We start from the raw sequence: 17,801 nt of genomic DNA, 5'->3' as shown, positions 1-17,801 counted from the left end.
CGTCTACTTACCCGGCACGAGGCTGAGCATCTTCGGCAGCCGGGCAATCACCTTGGCCAATTCACGGCCCTCCAGGCTGCGGCCGACCCCAGGATCGGCAAGGGCCAGCTGCAGGGCAGCTTCTTCGGTGATGTCCACCGGCACCTTGATCTTTGCCCGGATCTTGCCCTGGATCTGGACCACCATGGTCACGGTGTCATCCGCGGCCAGTTCCGCATCCGCCTTTGGCCAGCGGCTGTTGGCAACTGAAGCCTTGCGTCCCAGCTTCTCCCACATCTCCTCCGCCACATAGGGGGCGAACATGGAAAGTGCCTGCGCGGTGAACTCCGTGGCCTCGCGGACGGCGGGATCGGCGGGGCCCGCCTCGGAATCGATCGCCTTACGCACAGAGTTCACGAGTTCCATGATGCGTGCGATGGCGACGTTGAATCTGCCGGTTTCGACCAGATCGCCAATCTCCGCAATGGCCCGGTGCGTCACCTTGCGCAGTTGTTTGTCACCTGCTGCGTAGTCCACCCCGGGGTCGGAGGAGACGTCTTGAGCCAGGCGCCACGCACGCTGCAGGAACTTGAGCGAGCTGGCAGGTGAGACGGTGGCCCAGTCGATGGCATCCTCCGGCGGCCCCGCGAAAACCATCGTCAGACGGACAGCATCGACGCCGTAGGCCCCCAGCTGAGTACCGAGATCCACGCCGTTGCCCAGGGACTTGCTCATGGCCCGCCCCTGGTTGAGTACCTGCCCCTGGTTCATCAGTTTCAGCATCGGCTCGTCGAAGTCGATGAGGCCCAGATCGTGGAGCACCTTGGAGAAGAACCTCATGTAGAGCAAATGCAGGATCGCATGCTCGATCCCGCCCACGTACTGGGCCACGGGCATCCACTTTCGTACGGCTTCCGGGTCGAACGGCCCCTGAGCGTAGTTGGGTGAGCAGTATCTGAAGAAATACCAGGACGAGTCCACGAAGGTGTCCATCGTGTCAGTGTCGCGTTTTGCGTCCCTACCACACTGCGGGCACGCCACGTTCACCCAGTCAGTTGCGGCTGCCAGCGGAGATGTTCCCTTCGGCGCCAGCTGTTCGCCGCGCAGGTTGGGCAGTCGCACCGGCAGGTCTTTGTCGGGCACCGGAACCTCACCGCACGCCGGGCAGTGAACCATCGGGATCGGGCAACCCCAGAAACGTTGGCGAGACAACAGCCAATCGCGCAGTCGATACTGCACCGTGCCGGCCCCTGTGCCGTCGGCCTCCAGCTTTGCGATAATTCGCGAGACCCCTTCGCTCACAGTAGTCAGCCCATCGAGCAGCCCAGAATTGACGTAGGCTCCGTCGCCTTCCGCTGCCTTACCGGTGCTGGCGGGGTCGGCACCGTTGACGTCCAGCACAACCCGCACCGGCAGGTTAAACTTGAGCGCGAACTCCAGATCCCGCTGATCGTGCGCGGGGACAGCCATGACAGCGCCAGTTCCGTAATCCGCCAGCACGTAGTCTGCGGCCCAGATCGGGAGTTGCTCGCCATTGACGGGGTTGGTGGCGTAACAGCCCAACCACAGGCCGGTCTTCTCCCGCTCGGTAGATTGGCGTTCGATCTCGGTTGCTCTCTTAACCTGCTCCTGGTAAGACTCGAACGCGGACCTCTGCTCCTCGGAAACCAAGCTGGCGGCCAACTCTGAGTCAGGCGCAACCACCAGGTAGGTAGCGCCGAAGAGGGTGTCCGGGCGCGTGGTGAAAACCCTGACCGGATCGTGCCCCGCGACCTCGAAGTCCACATAGGACCCTTCGGAACGGCCGATCCAGTTGCGCTGCATGGTCAACACGTGCTCCGGCCAGCCACCTTCCAGCTCGGCCATGTCCGCGAGAAGCCGCTCAGCGTAGTCGGTGATCTTGAAATACCACTGATTCAGCTTGCGTTTCGTCACCTCTGCCTTGCAACGCTCGCACCGCCCGTCGACGACCTGCTCGTTCGCCAGAACAGTCTGGTCCTGCGGACACCAGTTGACGAAGGAGTCCTTTCGGTAGGCAAGCCCGCGCTCGTGGAAGCGCAGGAACAGCCACTGAGTCCAGCGGTAGTAGTCCTCATCGGAAGTGTGCAGGCGACGAGTCCAGTCAATACTCAAACCGTATCGTCTGAGCGACGTCGCCTGGGTCTCGATGTTCGCGTAGGTCCACTCAGCCGGATGCGCGTTGTTCCTGATGGCTGCGTTTTCGGCAGGCAGCCCGAAGGAGTCCCATCCGAAGGGATGCAATACCTCATACCCTCGCAGGCGCAGGAAACGAGCGACGACATCACCGATCGCGTAGGCTTCGGCGTGCCCCATGTGAAGATCGCCCGAGGGATAGGGGAACATGTCGAGGACATAACGACGCTCAAGGTCACTGTCCTCCGAAGCGATGAATGTCCGGTCTTCCTCCCAGAACTTCTGCCACTTCTCCTGAGCGGCACCGTAGTCATATTGCTCTCGGCTCACGTTTCCTCCTGTGCATGCTGCCGAGCAAATATACCGCGCCCGGCTACGGAGCCGGAATGCTCTTGGTCCAGTCGAGAAACTCGTCCAATTCCCTGGAAGTGGGCGGTTGCGCGCCGACACGAGTGCACACCAGTGCCGAGGCACCGACGCCCCGGGTGAGCGCTTCAAGCAGGTTGTTGCCGCGGTAGGTTGACAGAAAGCCTGCGTTGAAGGTGTCGCCGGCGCCGACGGTGTCCACCAGTTCCACACTCCGACCCGGAACCCGGCATAGTTCGCCATCAGGTCCGATAGCGCACGCACCCTGGGGACCCAGAGTTAGCAGGAACACCTCAAGCCCATGCTCGTTGACCAGGCGTTGCGCGTAGTCCGTCGCCGACCAGCGTCGCTCACACAACCACTCGAGGTCTTCATCCGAGGCTTTGGCGAAACCGCCGTTCCTACCAACTGGCTCAAGCAATGCCGAAATCCGCCGCCGGTAGTCGGCCGGGTCGTTCAACACGCTCGGACGGACATTCAGGTCGAAACTCATTCGGTTCCCTAGCCCGTCGAGGAATTGCTCCATCACGGCGAAGGATGGGTCGAGAACGGCTCCGATGGAACCAAAATGTACCCAATCATCGTGCCCGAGCTGCGGGAACTCATCGGCAGTCCAGTTGAAGTTCGTGGTTCCAACGGTGTGGAACGAGTATGACGCTTTCCCCTCGGCGTCCAGTGCGACGACGGCCAAGGTCGTCGGATCGTCAACGGGAACAGCGAGATCGAGTTGAACCCCGTTGATAGACATATGGCGCCGCAGCTGCTGGCCGAAGGCGTCGCCACTTACCCGCCCAAGGAAGGAAACGTCCTGACCGAGCCTGGCAAGCGCGACGGCGGTGTTCATCGGTCCCCCACCGCAGTGCCCGGTCCAGTTGCTGGTTCCCGCTGTTCTGGGAGACTCTTGGATCAGGTCGATCAGGGCTTCGCCCAGCACTACAAACCTCATGTCTACAGGATAGTCACGCGTTGTCCCAGACCGTGGGTGGAATGGCTAGGAAGATAAAGCGGTGCAGCACACGGCCCAAGGGATGATCCGGCTCCAGAAGAACTAGCCGGGAGAGACACTCGTTGACCAACGCTCCGTTACCGCTCAGCCAGTACACCATCCCCAGCAGAGCGGTCAGGTTCGCGGATGATTCTCGAGGGGATGCCGCCAGCGCTGCTTCCAGGCTGGCTCGCCACCGCTGCGCGCTGTTCATGCTGAGGAGGGAGACTACTTCCGCCAGCAACTCGTCCTGTGCTAGGAGTTCAGCCAACACTGATGCCTCCCAGGGCGATAGCCGCCGGCCGTCCAGCAGCTCGCTCAAAGTGTCCAGCTGTCGCTCGGGTTCCCAACGTGCGATCTGATCCCGAACACCGCCGACTAGTCGCGCGTCCGGGTGCGGGACTGGCAGATCCGTCATGGCCTCTTCCCTGGAGCGACAAACGTTTCGACCGCTCAGAACTGCGCTGCATGCGGGCCCAGTGGATTGGTAGTCATAGGGTTCCGGAGCAACCAAATCATCCGCTTCCAGCGCCCAAGAGGTGCAGCCATCCGTCAGGTAGCAGTCCGCGTCGAGCTCGTTGACGATATCGCTGAGCGGGCCAAGATAGTTCTGTGGGCGGACAGCGTAGACGAGAACCAGCCACTTGCCATCGGGCCGAACAGGTACAGCCTGCGCATGCGCTGTGCGCGCCAGTAGTTCTGTGGGATCCGCTGCCAGCAGATCAAGTCCGACACGGGCCGCAAACTCTACCCGGTTTCGGTCCAGATGCATGAGTACCACCGATTCCTCCGGCATGAAACCGAGGAGTGTTGCGGGAGCCGCCAGCACGTCGGCCCTGGTTGAGCAGCGCAATACTTCTGAGATCTGAGTCATGCCCCTATTACTGGCTACCGGAGGGCGGGAGCGTCTAAAGCGGTTCTACGCTGTGGATAAACCTGCTTCCTTCGTGCAGTAGTCTCGATACCCATGAGCAACCAGCATTGGCCGACGCACGGAGGCTCCAGCCCAAATCCCTGGGCCCAGCCCTCAACTGGCTGGCAGCCGCCGCAGTTCGAGGATCATCCAGGGCGGGATCCGCTGCAACCGTTCAACGCCCCCTCACAGTACGAGCCACCGATGATTGACCCGCCGCGCAAACCTGCCTGGCCCATCATGCTAGGCGCTCTTCTGGTTACAGTTGTCGGGCTCGGCCTCCTGATCTATCTCCCGGGCAGAACCGCGACCGGGCCGACTGCCCGTCCGGCGGCCAGCCAAGCCATTTCGCTCTCCCCCAGCGCCCCCAGCGGGAATGTGCTGCCCTTCGACAAACTGGGCGGTGGAGAGTTCGAGGTTCTTCGCCACAATTGGACTGCCGCAGGGCTCGAGGTTGACTATCGGATCTCTGTGAACCAAGGCACTCACGAGTTGACCATGTACGCTTTCCTGAACTCGACCCGCGAGGGCTACTACGAGGACAGGGCAACCATCATTCGGCCGCGCGAGGGCAACCCAGCCACGGGAAGGATCTTTATTGAGATGCCCCGGGGGGACACCACTTTGGTCCTCTCCACCGAGTCCGGGACACCAATAACCGCTCTCCCCATCCCGGGCTGAGCTGCCTCAATCCGAGTAGACGATTACCTTGTCACCCTCCCGGGCCTGGCTGAACAAGGCTTGAATTGCCCCCTTGTCCCGGACGTTGACACACCCATGCGAGGCCCCTCTGTAGCCGCGCCTGGCGAAGTCCGACGAGAAGTGCACAGCCTGCCCCCGACTGAAGAAGAGCGCGTACGGCATCGGGGAGTCATACAGCTTGGAGTGATGGTTACGGGATTTCCACTCGACGGTGAATGTCCCCTCCCGCGTCGGCGTCTTAGAAGCCCCGAAGCGTACATCCATCACCATCTGGACCTCGCCATCGATCACCCACGCCAACTTGCGGGCTCGCTTAGAGATGCAAATGGCTCGCCCAGTCAGGCAGCGTTCGTCCAATTCGATGTTGCCACCCTTTGGTTTGGTGAAAATGTTGTTCAGCTCGTCCTTGGTCGGCTTTCGGGTCATCGCATGCAGCTTGTCGAGAGTTCGCTGATCGACCTCGCCGGTCTCCGGAAGGCCACGCTTCTGTTGGAAACCAGCCACCGCGTTTGCAGTTTCGTTGCCGTAGACACCATCAATCGCCCTGTCGTACCACCCGATCAACCGTAGGCGTACCTGCAGGTCACGTACATCCTGCGACTCGGAACCGCGCGACAGAATGGCTGGACCGGGGGTTAGGACGTTGTGCATCTCGTCAGCTGTGGGCATTCGGGTCATCTCGCTCAACGTTGCCAGGGTCACCTCGTCGATCTCTCCGGTGACCGGTAGCCCGCGCTTGGCCTGAAATCCCTCGACCGCTCCTTGCATCTCTGCCGTGAACTCGGCGGTGATCTTTCCTTCATGCCAGCCGATCTGCAGCATCCGATGCTGAATCTCCCGGATCCGTTCGTCGGTGTCCCCGACGCGGTACAGCGCGGGCAAGGCAACCGGGTCAGGGGTGGATGGTTCTTCCGCGGCCGGTTCCGCCGTGGGCTGCGGATCATGATGGGGCGTTTCTGTGATCGCAGGCTCCGGGATCTGCACGGGGTCCGGGCTGGGGGAAGTCGACGCCGTCCGGCTGGACGACGCGAAGGGCGTGGCGGGTGCGGCTTCGGACGGCTGCGCCAGCATCGGGCTCGGGGCACAACCTCCAAGCAAACCGGTGAGTGTGAGCGCAACCGCTGCCCTCCTAAGTCTCATGTTTCTCCTCACAATTCGACCCGCCGCGCAACGTGAACGGCTGGTGACATCCTAGAGCGGCAGGGGGCCATCCATCATCAAGGCTGCGCGCACATCCCAGAGATTATCCGCAACAGCCTCTCCCTCAGCAGGCTCGCCCGCGACGCGAACTCCTTCTGCAGCGCGACGTAGTGCCGGCGACCGGTGTGAGTCTCCACCTGGATGGGCTCGTGACCCCAGTCGCGCAGATCGTATGCGGAAGCCCGCATGTCTACTACGCGGATCTCGCGCGCGAGGCGAAACGTTTCGTAGAGCAAGTCGGAGCCAACCGCTGGCCAGAGCTTCCCCGCCCACTTGTACAGGTCCATGTTGACGTGCAAGCAGCCCGGCTGATCCAGTTCCGGCTGGTTTTGTCTGGTGGGTTGGACCAGGTTCAACGGACGAGCGGGCGCGGTGAAGAAGCGGAATGCGTCGTAGTGTGAGCAGCGACACCCGACCTGCTCGACAACCTCCGCTATCTCGGCAGTGGTAAGCCGGAGTTTCAGGTAGGGATGCCGAGTTTCGTCGGCCGCCAATCGATACACCATCGCCCACTCGTGCATGCCGAAGCACCCGTATCGAGGCTCCTTGTTCGAGACAGCGGATAGGAGTTCGCGCGCCTTCGCAACGGTTCTGCCCCGTTTAGCGAGGAAATACTCCCGATCCAGCTGAGCGATTCCGCTGTCGCGTACGTAGGCCGGGGGCCGCCATGTGCCGTCGTCTTCAAGCATCACTCCGATTCCCGGGTGCCACTGCGCCAGATGCGACGGGCGAAGATTGTAGTAATGGAATAGAAAATCCTCGATCGGCTGCTTGATCCCACGGTCACGCCGCCACACAACTTCGGCCAGGTCAACCTCCACCCGCGACCGGTGTTCTTCGGCCAGCGCACGCCATTCGTCGAGGGGAAGCATGCGCGCAGTTTATCGCCTGGGCGGCGCGTGTCGGCGCAGCAGGTCGCGCCCCTTACGCCACCCCGGAAGAACGGCTTCCACCGCCGCGTAGAACTCCGGCCCATGGCCGGAGACGCCTAGATGGGCCAGTTCGTGCACCAGCGCGTAACGCAGCGCCTCCTCGTCGTGCTGTGTCAGCCAGGTGTTCAGGGTGATGACTCGGGTCACAGGATTGCAGGACCCCCAACGCGACACCATGGTACGACAGCGATAGTGGGCCGGCCGCTGCCCAAAGGCCGCCTCCGCGGCGGGGGCTAGCGCCTGCACCCGGGCCTCGAGCAGCCGAGCGCGCAGCTTGAGCAGCGCGCGTTCCGCGCCCTCAGGCGAGTCCGCAGTGATATCAACCGTGTCGCCCAAGACGGCCTCCTCCGGGCCGCCAGCCGTCAGCCGCACCGGCCACCACTTTCCCCACAACAGCGCGCGCCCACCGTCGGAGAAGACATCGCCGGGTGGCAGCCGATCGGCCACTTTCGTCCTGCTCAGCTCGATCCAAGCGCGGTTCGCCCGGACGAACTGCTCCATCCTGGCCCGACTGGCACCCGCCGGTCCGCTGAGGCGCACGCTACCGTCGGGGCGGATCCCCAGCCTCAGAGTTCGCGCGCGTCCCAGCACGACCGCTACCTCCAGGCCGTCCACCTCGAGAACTGTTCCAGTTGCCACAGCGCAGATCCTAAGGCCTTCCCGACCGCCGCCCCTCCACAGGCATCTGACAAGCCTCGACGGTCGGCTCGCCACTGCCGCTGTCGGCTTTTTTGCGTTGCAGCCCGGACTGCGCTAGTCTTCTTCAGGTCGAGAGACACGGGGCTATGGCGCAGTTGGTAGCGCGCTTCCATGGCATGGAAGAGGTCAGGGGTTCGAATCCCCTTAGCTCCACGTAAGAAAGTCGGAACTTGCCCCGCCTGATGGCGGGGCGGTTATGTTTCTGCGGTGTTTTAGATGCATTCGCAGAAGCAACTGAAACAGCTAGGAACTAGAGGGAAGCCGCCGAGATCTATTGGAGGCCTCGACTAGCTCCTCAGGGAGGCCTGGCAAGGAGCCGTGGCCGCTCCTCCAGAGGCAGCCCCCATCCGTCGATCACCGGAGCTTCGTCGTGAACATGTCCCCCCGCCAGCAGGAACTCCTTTCTCACCCTCGCTGGGCCCAGGTGGCGCATGTCATCACCTGGTACCGCGATCTTCTCACCGCGGCCGACGGCTGCACCCAGGCCGAGATCACCGCCATCGAGAAACACCTCGGCCTGCCGCTGCCAACTGTGATGCGCGAATGGTTCGAACTTCTCGGCCACCGCCTAAGAAGCGTCCAGGATTGGCCTTCGGCTCCGAGAAAGCTCTGGGTGAAGGACAATCTGGTCCAGGTGTGGGGTTGGCATGGGGGCGGCCCACTGTATGCCCCGCCCGGAGAGGACCCGATCGGTTGCTTTCCGCACGGCACCTCCTCGGCTCCCGCACCGATCAGCGTCTGGCTCACTGGACTTCTGATGTCAGAGACCCTCATCGGTGTCGTAAGCGGAAGTGGTACCGGCTCCCTGGGCGCCTTCCACGCTGAGGTTCACGGAGGCGGGTTACTCACCAACATCAGTATCGAAGAGTGGGACGCGTTGCAGAGCCACTATCCACCCCTTGAATGGCCGCTGCCCACCGTCGACTTTCCACCTTCGGAGGATTTCGGCTGGGATGACTGGGATGACAGGGGTCGGGACCCCTTCAAGCCGTTCTGGCGCAGAATGGATGAGCCCTACACCCCAACCGTGGCAACATGGCACGGCGACGCCGACACCATCATCCGGTTCCTTGACGGTGAATTCGTCGAATGGACAACCAGGACTCGCGGGGCCGCCGAACGGCTCGGTCACGTCCTCGATCTCGAGGCGGAGGGAACGGAGGTCGTCGTCCAGTTGTCCCCGATCAGCGGCGAGGAACAGGCCAGGCGGCTGCGCCGCGGGTCCCGAATGCTGGACGAGACACGTTTCTTCGGCTCCGAAGCGACCTTGGCCGCAGTCAAGGATCTATCCCAAGTCGACTACAGCTCTTCGTGCCCGGGGCCTTCTGGATACATGGAGCTGCACCTCATCACCCCGAGCCCAAAGGCGCTTTGCGATCTCCTCGTCGCTGCCCTCGTCCCCATCTGGGGAGACCTACTCACCGTGGCGCTCCAACCGGTGCGGGGAGGGCGGTTCACCGTAGTTCACCCACCCGGAGTCAACCACTTCGTCACGCACTGATCACGGCGTTTCGTGTAGTGCCCTACCCCGCCCCGGGGTCGTGAGCAGAGCGTAGCTGACCACCCAGCTCTTGCCCTGAGAGCCTTCTCCTCTACACCAGCCTTGCTTGTGGCCGCTGCCGCATCGCCGCACCATCTCCGCCGAGGCGCCGGAGCCGTCTTCCTAATCGTCGATACGGTTTTTCTACGCGAAGGACAACCTAAAGGCATCCTGAAATGAGTGATGACACCACCCGTTCACTCGATCTGATCGTGTCGGGTCCGGAGGAAGCCTCAGGCTTCATTGATCAGGTGACAGACTACTCAAGCAGAGAACGCACCAAAGGCTTCTATTGTTGCAGTCTTGGCTCATTCAATGCCATGTTACACAAGTTCGAATTGAACGAAAGCGGAATTGTTTTCAGCGTCATCACTCATGTCGAGGTAGCTGATGTGGACGAGCATGTTCGCTCGGTCGCCGAACGATCACCTGCGCCCTTCCTTTGGTTTTGATCGTACCGGCTGAGGAACCCAATCGGCTATGCTTCGTTCCGAGAAGGCCAGCTTGGTCATCGACATTTTCGCCACTGCGCAACAGTTAGATTTCCGCCCTGGGCGGCCGCCGATACCCCCACATCCCCGAACGGATCAGCGGAGTCTTCCTTGAAGTCCTTCGCGCTGGCTGAGGTTCCCACGAAAGATGACCAGACCGTCGGCACTCCGGTACCCGTGTTTCTTCGGCACTGTGCGGTGAAAGGCACATGAACTGGGGTGATCTCCGCCGGCTCATTCCTGCTCCCCGAAGCGGACTGACGGAGCAGACGTCCAGAGCAGACGCAAGGATTCACTTCACCGCTTGACAGCATCGAGTGCAGTCGAATGATTTGGCGCCCCCTCCAAGACAGGGTCAGTATGGCGCCGGAAGCCTGACAGCATCAGTGGCGGAGTCTTCACCGAGCTGAGGCTGGGCAGCGCAGCCACTGGCATCTGCGGCCCGGTCAATGATCCGCTCCCCAGAGCAATGACCCCAAGAGTCGGTCACTGCGAGGCGCTAATCCACGTCCGCATCACCGGGTGCAATTCGCGCAGCGAGCAGGGCGCGCTCCGACTCAGGCATCGGTGCGCTGGCCAAAAACTGGGCCTGACCATGAAGCAATAGCCCGCAACGAGCGAACACAACCAACGCAGACGAAGTGAAAAAGGCGTAGAACAGCACCGAGGCTACCAACAAGATCATCCCACTCTGCCATTTTTCTGGCTCATCCCCTAGAAACCTGATCAACGCATTCAAGTTCCCTGGCAGGTCAGTGTATGCAGCTCCGAAGTAGAGACCGTAGGGAATCCCGTAGGCCAGCAGCACCGGTAGATGCATTCGCCACATCCCAGCCCGCCAATTATGCAGCCGCCACTTGACCGGCGCGGGCAGCACAGGAAAAGCCACGCTAACCAGGTTGCCCACCCCCAGCCAAAGCAGCATTGGATACAGAATGCCAGGAAGAGCCAAAACCAACTCATCAACGCCTGCCCACCACCAGGTAACCAAACCAGTGATGACAAACATAGGCAGAATAACCACCATCAGCTGAATCAGGTTCTTCTGGAATAGAATCCCCATGAACCCTTCGCCAGCATCCAGTCTGCGTTGCGTGCGCGAGAAATCATGTCCAAAGATGTTCGTGGTGGTAACATCAGCCATTATAAAAGTGGCGAAATATACGGTAAAAAGCAGCACGACGTCGTAACGCTCATCAAACGCCAAGGGCCACACCACCAAGTAGGCAGCCGCCAGGGTCAGGTTGAACGCCACGCCTTGCAGCCAGCCGAAGGGCGGTGTGAAGGTCCAGCGCATCTCCTCCACGAAACCCATGTTCCAAGCCTAGCCTGGCCCAACCATGGTGGGCCAGGCCGACCGACCAGACGAGTTTCAGGGAAGCTCCTGGACAGCCTCGTCGAACATGCTCAGCAACTTATGCACAGCTTCCTGACGATCGGGCGACATCTTCTCCTCGGAGGGCGTTTCGAGAACCAGGACCACGCCATGCTTCTTCTCCGGCGGGAAATAGGACCAGATCATCGCCAGATGCTTAGAGGCAGCTTGATCCATATCACCAGATAGTGTTATGCGCTCGAAACCACACAGGGACTCGCCCCTGGAGAGAAGTCGAGTGGAGGGCCTCGGCTCGGATATACCAACGACGATTTCAGGGCCAAGTTTCTCCGTCTCCGTCGTCACCAACTTATAACAGATGGAGTCGCTGGTCTCTCCCTCTGGGGAAGGGATAACCGTCAGCCAAGCCGCCATTTTAGTGCTGAGATTTTTGAGTTCTGCGGTGCCGTCTCTGTATTTGTCCAGTTCCCAGCCGTCAGCCAAGGTAATGTCCAGGTATGGCGGCAGCTGAAGCATCGTGTCATGTACCTTGATTCTTGGAGTTGGGTCAAGATCGGGCGTCAGCTCCGGGCCAGGCACCGGTTTCGGGCTGGGAGACGGAGTTTCCGGAGCCGACGAGGATACTTCGGGGCTTGCCGAGCTTTCCTTGGCCTCTCCCTCGCGAAAGGCATAAATCGAAATCAACGTCAGCAGCGTCCCCGATAGCACCACGACAAGCACGGTCCACCACAGCGGAGCCTTAGTTTTGAGTGGAGGGCCATAGGACGGTGCTCCCAGGCCACCCGACCCATAACCAATCGGATGGGTTTGAAACTGCTGCTCGAAACTCGCACCACCGGCGCCCGGCGCGCCCCAACCTGACGGTGCTGGCGATCCGCCTGGAATACCGGGTACGTTACTCGGCCAGTTATGCTGACTCATTACTCTCCTTAAACTCATCGGCACAAGCAAGTTATCGGATGAGGTGCGCAGCAAGAGCCTTTCTAGTGCCGCCAGGGCAATAATTGAGTACAGCTACTCATGGGCACTAGTCACCAGACACCAGGTGGCCCCTTCCTTACCGGAAGGGGCCACCTGGTCCACGAATATCAACGGCGCTGTTTGGCTTCGCGCAGCGCCTCGGTGAGCACCGTCACACCGCGCTCGTCCTTCGAGGGGGCCACGCTCACGACGAAACCCTCCCCACGGAGCACTTCAGCGGTGTCCTCGTCCCAAGCCAGGATCGCCACGTCGGGCCGCTTCGGCAGCAGCTTGACGAAGGCGCGGGCAACCGAAGGCGTGGTGAGCAACACTCCGTCGTAGGAACCCGATTCCCAGGCCCGAGCAACCCAGCCCACCACCTGATCAACGTCCACCATCCGGTAGATCGGCATGCGCACAACCTGGTATCCCTTGGCGCTGAGCCCGTCCTCCAGGCGGCTGCTCAGATCGTCGGAGCAGGGGATGACGACCCTCTCGTTGCCCTCGGGGAACATCTCGATAAGCCGCCGAGAACTGGCTGTGCCCTCCGGCGACAGGGTGACCGTCCGCCCCCGATCCTCAAGCAGCTGCCGCGTGGTCGATCCCATCGCGGCGATCTTCATGCCCTTAGGAACCCGCCAGCCGCGCTCGCGCACGGCCCAGATGGTGTGCGCGGACGGGAACAGCACCCAGTCAGCCGCCTCCAACAAGTTCTCGGCCTCCGGCAACAACTCGGCGATCTGCAAAGGAGCCGTATCGACGCTCACCCCGCTGTCACGGAACGAACGCGACAGCCTGCCCTCCTGACGAGGCAGCAACAGTCTCGGCGCATCCGGCCCCAGCTCGTTGAGGGTCCCGGTTTCATCGTCGTGTTCGCTGGTGAACTCAACGCCCTCGAACGCCTTGGGGGATAGGAAGGACATCACGTCGCGTTCCAGGAATGCCTCCGCCATCCGGGTGCCAACCCGCTTTGCGTGCAGCAGGCTCGTGGGCATACCGATCTCCAACTGGATGTACTTCTCGGCATCGATGCTGACCGCGCAGGCCTTGAGGTTCAGGATGCCCCGCCTGGACGCCAAAGCGCCCAAAGGCATCCGGTAGTCGGCCCCGATCCGGAACATGAGGTCCCGTTCGGCAGCCACGCAGATGCGAGTCTCAAGATCCTCAATCTGACCGACCGCCGCAATTACCTCATGATCCCCTGCCCGGCATTCGATCGATTTGGCCCCCTGCCCCGGCGCAGGCAAGATGGGCAGGAACTCAGCAACCATGTCGATCTTCCCGGTACGCTGCAGAGCCGACGCTGACAGCACCACCGCGTCCAAGTCTCCCGGCTGCACCCGCGCGATTCGTTCCTCCATGGTCCCGCCCAGGTCGATGAAGGTCAGATCCGGCCGCAATCTGCGCAACTGGGCGATTCGCCGAAGCGAGGTGACGCCAACGCGAGCCTTGGCCGGCAGCGCAGCCAGCGGAAGGTGCCCACGCGAGATGAGAGCATCACGCCAGTCGTCGCGTTTCGGCACCGCCGCAATCACCAGGTCCGACTGCCGCTGCTCCCCGATCGGCAGGTCCTTGGTTGAGTGGACCACGGCGTCCACCAGCCCGTCGCGCAGCGCCTGACGCAGCTCGGTGGCGAACTGACCCTGAAAAGACAGGCCATCGCGCATGTGGTTCGTGTCGGGCTGGGAGGTCGTGACCGGGACCACTTCAACCTCGTGCCCCAGTGCACGCAGGTCCTCCGCAACTTGATTTGTTCGAGCCATCGCGAGGTCGGTTCCCCGCGTACCAAGCCTCAGCTTCACCGCTGATTCCTCCTTAGAGCCGTTTATCCTACTCTCTCACGAATCCGCCCCCCGCCGCGCGACGGACGCCGGTTTCACCCTCCCAAGCCGTAGCCCTCTAACAGCCAGCGACCATTGAACCGGAGAAGTGCGTGCTGCACATTACCCGGAGTCTTGAGCGACGACCCGAACCCGGGTATTCCGATCAACTGCGAAATGGCCAGCTGCATCAGGTAACCGTGGGTCACCACCAGCACGTCGCCCGAATGCTGCCGTGCAATCTCCGTCAGCGCCGCCGCCGAGCGTGCCGCCACCTCCGCGCTCGTCTCGCCCGTCGCCGAACGTCGGAAGTCAAGGCCAGCAGCGTACCGCTTGGCCTGCTGCGGGTCCCGCTCGGCAACCTCCGCGAAGGTGAGCCCCGCCCAGGAGCCGCAATTGATTTCCTTGAGCCGATCGTCGAAGCTAATGTCGATACCGCGATCCGCACGCACAATGCTTGCGGTTTCCGCCGCCCGCTTCAGGGGCGAGGAATAAATGGCCTCAAACGGAGCACCCTTCCAACGTTCTGCCACCTGCCGAGCCTGCCGCCTGCCCAGATCGCTCAGTTCGACGTCCGCCTGACCCTGTATCCGGCGCTGACGATTCCAGTCGGTCTCCCCGTGACGCAGGAGCGTGATCCTCACAGGCCGAGCTCGATCGGCGGGCAGTCTTTCCAGAGCCGCTCCAGGTTGTACAGCACCCGATCCTCGTCGTGCTGCACATGCACAACGACATCCACGTAGTCCAACAGCACCCAGCGGTTCTCCCTGTCGCCCTCACGACGAGTCGGCCTGTGGCCAGCCTTCAGCAGCGCCTCCTCGATGGCGTCAACCAGGGCCCCCACCTGCCGCTCGTTGCTGGCAGAAACAATCAGAAAGACGTCCGTGATGTTCAGATGCTCGCTCACATCGAATGCGACGATGTTCTCCCCCTTCTTCTCATCCGCAGCCGCAGCAGCAATGCGGGTGAGTTCAAGGGATTCTCCGGCAGCGCTCACTTACTCATCTCCAGTCTTTGGGCTCGGGTACAGGCCGCGTTTCGCGATGTACTGCACGACGCCGTCGGGCACCAGGTACCAAATCGGCAGGCCTTTCATCCTACGTTGGCGGCAAGCTGTGGAGGAAATGGCGAGCGCGGGCACTTCCAGGAGATCGACAGCCCCGGCCGGAAGATGATCGAGATCCGCCGCCGTCAGCGGCACCCCGGGACGAGTCACCCCCACGAAGTGCGCGAGATCGAACAACTCGTCGGCTCCCCGCCATGTGAGAATCTGGCGGAGCACATCGGCCCCAGTAATAAAGAAATAATCCACATCGTCGCCACGTTGCGCCCGGAGATCCTTCAAAGTATCCACCGTGTAGGTGTTGCCGGGCCGATCGATATCCACCCGCGAGACGGAGAACCGCGGATTCGATGCGGTAGCCACCACCGTCATCAAGTAACGGTCCTCCGCATCGGTCACCCTGCGGTCTGATTTCTGCCACGGAACCCCGGTGGGCACGAACACCACCTCGTCCAGACCAAACTCGGCCTGCACCTCCGACGCAGCGACCAAGTGGCCGTGGTGGATCGGATCGAAGGTCCCGCCCATCACACCCAGCCGATATCGACGCGCGCGACCCGCGGCTGCGACTCCCAAACCGGTTTGAGTCACCTGGAGTTCGGCCGTCCAGAGCCCATGCCGATCACCCAGCCGAGCGCGCCCAGCAGACACAGCAGCGTGAACACACCCATGATGACCGGAGGCAGGCCCCCGTGTATCGCAGCTTCAAGCAAGACAGACATCATGACGGCTACCATACCGAATCAGCCGCGGATCTGCCCCGATCCTTCCACGATGAACTTGGTTGAGGTCATCTCCGGCAAGGCCATCGGCCCGCGAGCGTGCAGTTTTTGGGTCGAGATGCCGATCTCAGCTCCGAAGCCAAACTCGCCGCCGTCCACAAAGCGGCTAGAGGCATTCACCAACACCGCGGCAGCATCCACCGCGGAGACGAACCGGGAGATCGACTTGCGGTTCTCGCTGACGATCGTCTCCGAATGTCCGGTTGTGTACTGCCGAATGTGCGCGACGGCGGCCTCCAGATCTGCGACCACCCGTACGGCGATGTCGAGCGATAGGTATTCTGCCGCGAACTCGTCGGGGCCCGCCGCGATGACGGACGAGCTGTAGCGCGCCACGTCGTCGCCACCGTGTACCCGCACTCCCGCCTCCGCCAGCGCCTCCAGCGCACGCGGCACAAACTCGTCCGCTATGCGCGAGTGCACCAGCAGCGTTTCCACCGCATTGCACACGCTCGGCCGTTGAGTCTTCGCGTTCAGCAGGATGTCGAGCGCAACCTCCTGGTCGGCGTGCTCGTCGACGTAGAGGTGACAGTTGCCGGTTCCAGTCTCGATCACCGGCACGCTGGCCCCCGCCACCACCGCGTTGATCAGTCCGGCCCCGCCCCTCGGGATGAGCACGTCGACGAGACCGCGCGCTGTCATCATCTCGGCCGTCACCTCTCGCCCGCCCTCAACGAGTTGCACCGCGTCGGGAACGATTCCCTGGCGGTCGAGCCCCCTCCGCAGCGCCGCCACGATGGCCCGGTTCGAGTCAATCGCCGAGCTCGAACCCCGCAGCAAGACCGCGTTGCCCGACTTGAGCGCGATGCCCGCCGCATCGGCTGTCACGTTCGGCCGGGCCTCGTAGATGATTCCGAGCACACCCAGCGGCACCCGGACCTGGCGGATAGTCACCCCGTTTGGCAGCAGCCACCCTCGAACCACGTCGCCCACTGGATCCGGCAGCTGCGCCAGATCGCGCAGACCTTGGGCCATCCCTCGGACCCGGCCCTCATCGAGCCGGAGCCGGTCAATCATGGCAGGCGAATACTCCCTAGCCCGCGCCACGTCGGCGGTATTGGCGGCGAGCACGTCACCCGACGCGGCAAGCAGTGCGTCTGCCATGGCGTGCAATGCCTCATCCTTGCAGCCTCGGTTGAGGCAGGCCAAGTCAAAGCTGGCGGATCGCGCGGCCCGGGCTTGTTCCAGGAAATCCATGCTCAAAGCCTAGGCCAAGCGAGGCGAGGCAGGCGGGGACGTCCGCCTGTCGTTTACCATGCGTTTGATTCGCGCGGCCCAGGCCGTCAGCGTCGCCACGGTCAGCGCAAGCTGAGTCGTTGCCGCCACTCGCACGGCCCACTCGACGTTCGCTATGCCGTAAACCAGCCACAGCCCGTTGGCCAGGACGCCCACAGCCAGCGACCCCGAAGAGACCCCCTCGATGTCTCGCGGCGACAGGATCGCTTTCAACTGGGCGGCAAGCCCTAGACACGGCGCAAGCATCACGACGCTGCCGAAAACCACCGGGCCCAGCCAGACGTCAATCATGCTCAGGGAGGCCGCCAGAAGCAGCGACGGTGCCCAGAGCCGAAGCTGGCTCGTCCCGCGGTCCAGGCGAATCGCCCAGAGGATGCCTGCCTGCGCCACAGCCAGGAGCAGGTTCGGCCAGGCGATCACCGCCTGCCCTGTGTAGTAGCCATGCCACGACCAGCCCAACGCACCCGCCGCCCCCAACTGCCACATGATCAGCGAGACCCCGGAGCTGGTCCGCAGTCGCACAATGCGCCAAAGCTGCGGAAGCGCCGTTCCGACAGCGGTCGCGGCCGCCACCCAGGCAAGAACCTCTATTAGTGCCACGCAGGATCAGCTCCTCTCGACCAACGCACGGCTGGGAATCCAC

The 17,801-nt window shown here is 62.4% G+C and carries 18 protein-coding genes and 1 tRNA gene; 4 read left to right on the top strand and 15 right to left on the bottom strand.

Annotation, left to right across the window (positions count from 1 at the left end):
* Nucleotides 1-3: 3 nt before the first annotated feature.
* From leuS to EII42_RS00580, 3 genes are read right to left on the bottom strand one after another with little or no spacing between them, the layout of a single operon-like run.
* Complete coding sequence (gene leuS / locus EII42_RS00590; protein ID WP_125170166.1) at nt 4-2,463, bottom strand: leucine--tRNA ligase; 2,460 nt, start codon at nt 2,461-2,463, stop codon at nt 4-6.
* 43 nt (nt 2,464-2,506) lie between these two features.
* A complete protein-coding gene (locus EII42_RS00585) occupies nt 2,507-3,445 on the bottom strand; it encodes a carbohydrate kinase (RefSeq protein ID WP_125170165.1) in 939 nt (312 codons plus the stop codon).
* Nucleotides 3,446-3,458: 13 nt separating this feature from the next.
* Complete coding sequence (locus tag EII42_RS00580) at nt 3,459-4,358, bottom strand: DUF4192 family protein (protein WP_125170164.1); 900 nt, start codon at nt 4,356-4,358, stop codon at nt 3,459-3,461.
* A gap of 93 nt (nt 4,359-4,451) precedes the next feature.
* On the opposite strand from EII42_RS00580, the gene EII42_RS00575 reads away from it, so the two are divergent.
* Entirely contained in the window at nt 4,452-5,078 is a 627-nt protein-coding gene (locus EII42_RS00575) for a hypothetical protein (protein WP_125170163.1), read from the top strand.
* 6 nt (nt 5,079-5,084) lie between these two features.
* Here the strand turns inward: EII42_RS00575 and EII42_RS00570 are convergent, their stop codons facing one another.
* The 3 genes from EII42_RS00570 to EII42_RS00560 all read right to left on the bottom strand — a co-directional run bounded on the left by EII42_RS00570 (nt 5,085) and on the right by EII42_RS00560 (nt 7,870).
* Entirely contained in the window at nt 5,085-6,239 is a 1,155-nt protein-coding gene (locus EII42_RS00570; RefSeq protein WP_125170162.1) for a peptidoglycan-binding protein, read from the bottom strand.
* 77 nt (nt 6,240-6,316) lie between these two features.
* Nucleotides 6,317-7,171: a 3-methyladenine DNA glycosylase gene (locus tag EII42_RS00565; protein WP_125170161.1), complete on the bottom strand. Its 855-nt coding sequence runs from the start codon at nt 7,169-7,171 to the stop codon at nt 6,317-6,319.
* 9 nt (nt 7,172-7,180) lie between these two features.
* Nucleotides 7,181-7,870: a M48 family metallopeptidase gene (locus EII42_RS00560; protein ID WP_158676349.1), complete on the bottom strand. Its 690-nt coding sequence runs from the start codon at nt 7,868-7,870 to the stop codon at nt 7,181-7,183.
* A gap of 140 nt (nt 7,871-8,010) precedes the next feature.
* Between EII42_RS00560 and EII42_RS00555 the strand changes: the two genes are divergently transcribed.
* The 3 genes from EII42_RS00555 (at nt 8,011) to EII42_RS00545 (ending at nt 9,922) form a co-directional block, all read left to right on the top strand.
* Nucleotides 8,011-8,083, top strand: a tRNA-Ala gene (locus EII42_RS00555).
* Between the two features lie 217 nt (nt 8,084-8,300).
* On the top strand, nt 8,301-9,431 hold the full coding sequence (locus tag EII42_RS00550; protein ID WP_125170159.1) for a hypothetical protein: 1,131 nt from the start codon (nt 8,301-8,303) through the stop codon (nt 9,429-9,431).
* A gap of 215 nt (nt 9,432-9,646) precedes the next feature.
* Nucleotides 9,647-9,922: a hypothetical protein gene (locus EII42_RS00545; RefSeq protein WP_125170158.1), complete on the top strand. Its 276-nt coding sequence runs from the start codon at nt 9,647-9,649 to the stop codon at nt 9,920-9,922.
* Nucleotides 9,923-10,460: 538 nt separating this feature from the next.
* Here EII42_RS00545 and EII42_RS00540 read toward each other — a convergent pair.
* The 9 genes from EII42_RS00540 to EII42_RS00505 all read right to left on the bottom strand — a co-directional run bounded on the left by EII42_RS00540 (nt 10,461) and on the right by EII42_RS00505 (nt 17,758).
* The gene (locus EII42_RS00540; RefSeq protein ID WP_125170157.1) at nt 10,461-11,276 is read right to left on the bottom strand and encodes a hypothetical protein; all 816 of its coding nucleotides are present in this window, start codon (nt 11,274-11,276) and stop codon (nt 10,461-10,463) included.
* Between the two features lie 57 nt (nt 11,277-11,333).
* Nucleotides 11,334-12,218 (bottom strand): hypothetical protein, encoded by an 885-nt coding sequence (locus EII42_RS00535; RefSeq protein ID WP_125170156.1) that lies wholly within the window; start codon nt 12,216-12,218, stop codon nt 11,334-11,336.
* Nucleotides 12,219-12,385: 167 nt separating this feature from the next.
* Nucleotides 12,386-14,059, bottom strand: coding sequence for a hydroxymethylbilane synthase (hemC, locus tag EII42_RS00530; protein WP_125170155.1), 1,674 nt, complete (start codon nt 14,057-14,059; stop codon nt 12,386-12,388).
* A 74-nt stretch (nt 14,060-14,133) separates the two neighbouring features.
* Nucleotides 14,134-14,721, bottom strand: coding sequence for a histidine phosphatase family protein (locus EII42_RS00525; protein WP_199729754.1), 588 nt, complete (start codon nt 14,719-14,721; stop codon nt 14,134-14,136).
* Nucleotides 14,718-15,074, bottom strand: a complete 357-nt coding sequence (gene rsfS, locus EII42_RS00520; protein ID WP_125170153.1) for a ribosome silencing factor — start codon at nt 15,072-15,074, stop codon at nt 14,718-14,720. The genes EII42_RS00525 and rsfS overlap by 4 nt, the downstream gene beginning before the upstream one ends.
* A complete protein-coding gene (gene nadD / locus EII42_RS00515; protein WP_125170152.1) occupies nt 15,075-15,731 on the bottom strand; it encodes a nicotinate-nucleotide adenylyltransferase in 657 nt (218 codons plus the stop codon).
* Nucleotides 15,728-15,865: a hypothetical protein gene (locus EII42_RS12845; RefSeq protein ID WP_158676348.1), complete on the bottom strand. Its 138-nt coding sequence runs from the start codon at nt 15,863-15,865 to the stop codon at nt 15,728-15,730. The genes nadD and EII42_RS12845 overlap by 4 nt, the downstream gene beginning before the upstream one ends.
* A gap of 18 nt (nt 15,866-15,883) precedes the next feature.
* Nucleotides 15,884-17,119, bottom strand: a complete 1,236-nt coding sequence (locus EII42_RS00510; protein WP_125170151.1) for a glutamate-5-semialdehyde dehydrogenase — start codon at nt 17,117-17,119, stop codon at nt 15,884-15,886.
* Nucleotides 17,120-17,128: 9 nt separating this feature from the next.
* Nucleotides 17,129-17,758 (bottom strand): hypothetical protein, encoded by a 630-nt coding sequence (locus tag EII42_RS00505; RefSeq protein WP_125170150.1) that lies wholly within the window; start codon nt 17,756-17,758, stop codon nt 17,129-17,131.
* Nucleotides 17,759-17,801: the final 43 nt, after the last annotated feature.

Origin of the sequence: Tessaracoccus sp. OH4464_COT-324 (assembly GCF_003932855.1) — a bacterium.
Classification (GTDB): Bacteria; Actinomycetota; Actinomycetes; order Propionibacteriales; family Propionibacteriaceae; genus Arachnia.
Note: the sequence above shows the minus strand (reverse complement) of the source record. Positions and strands in the feature narration are given on the sequence as shown.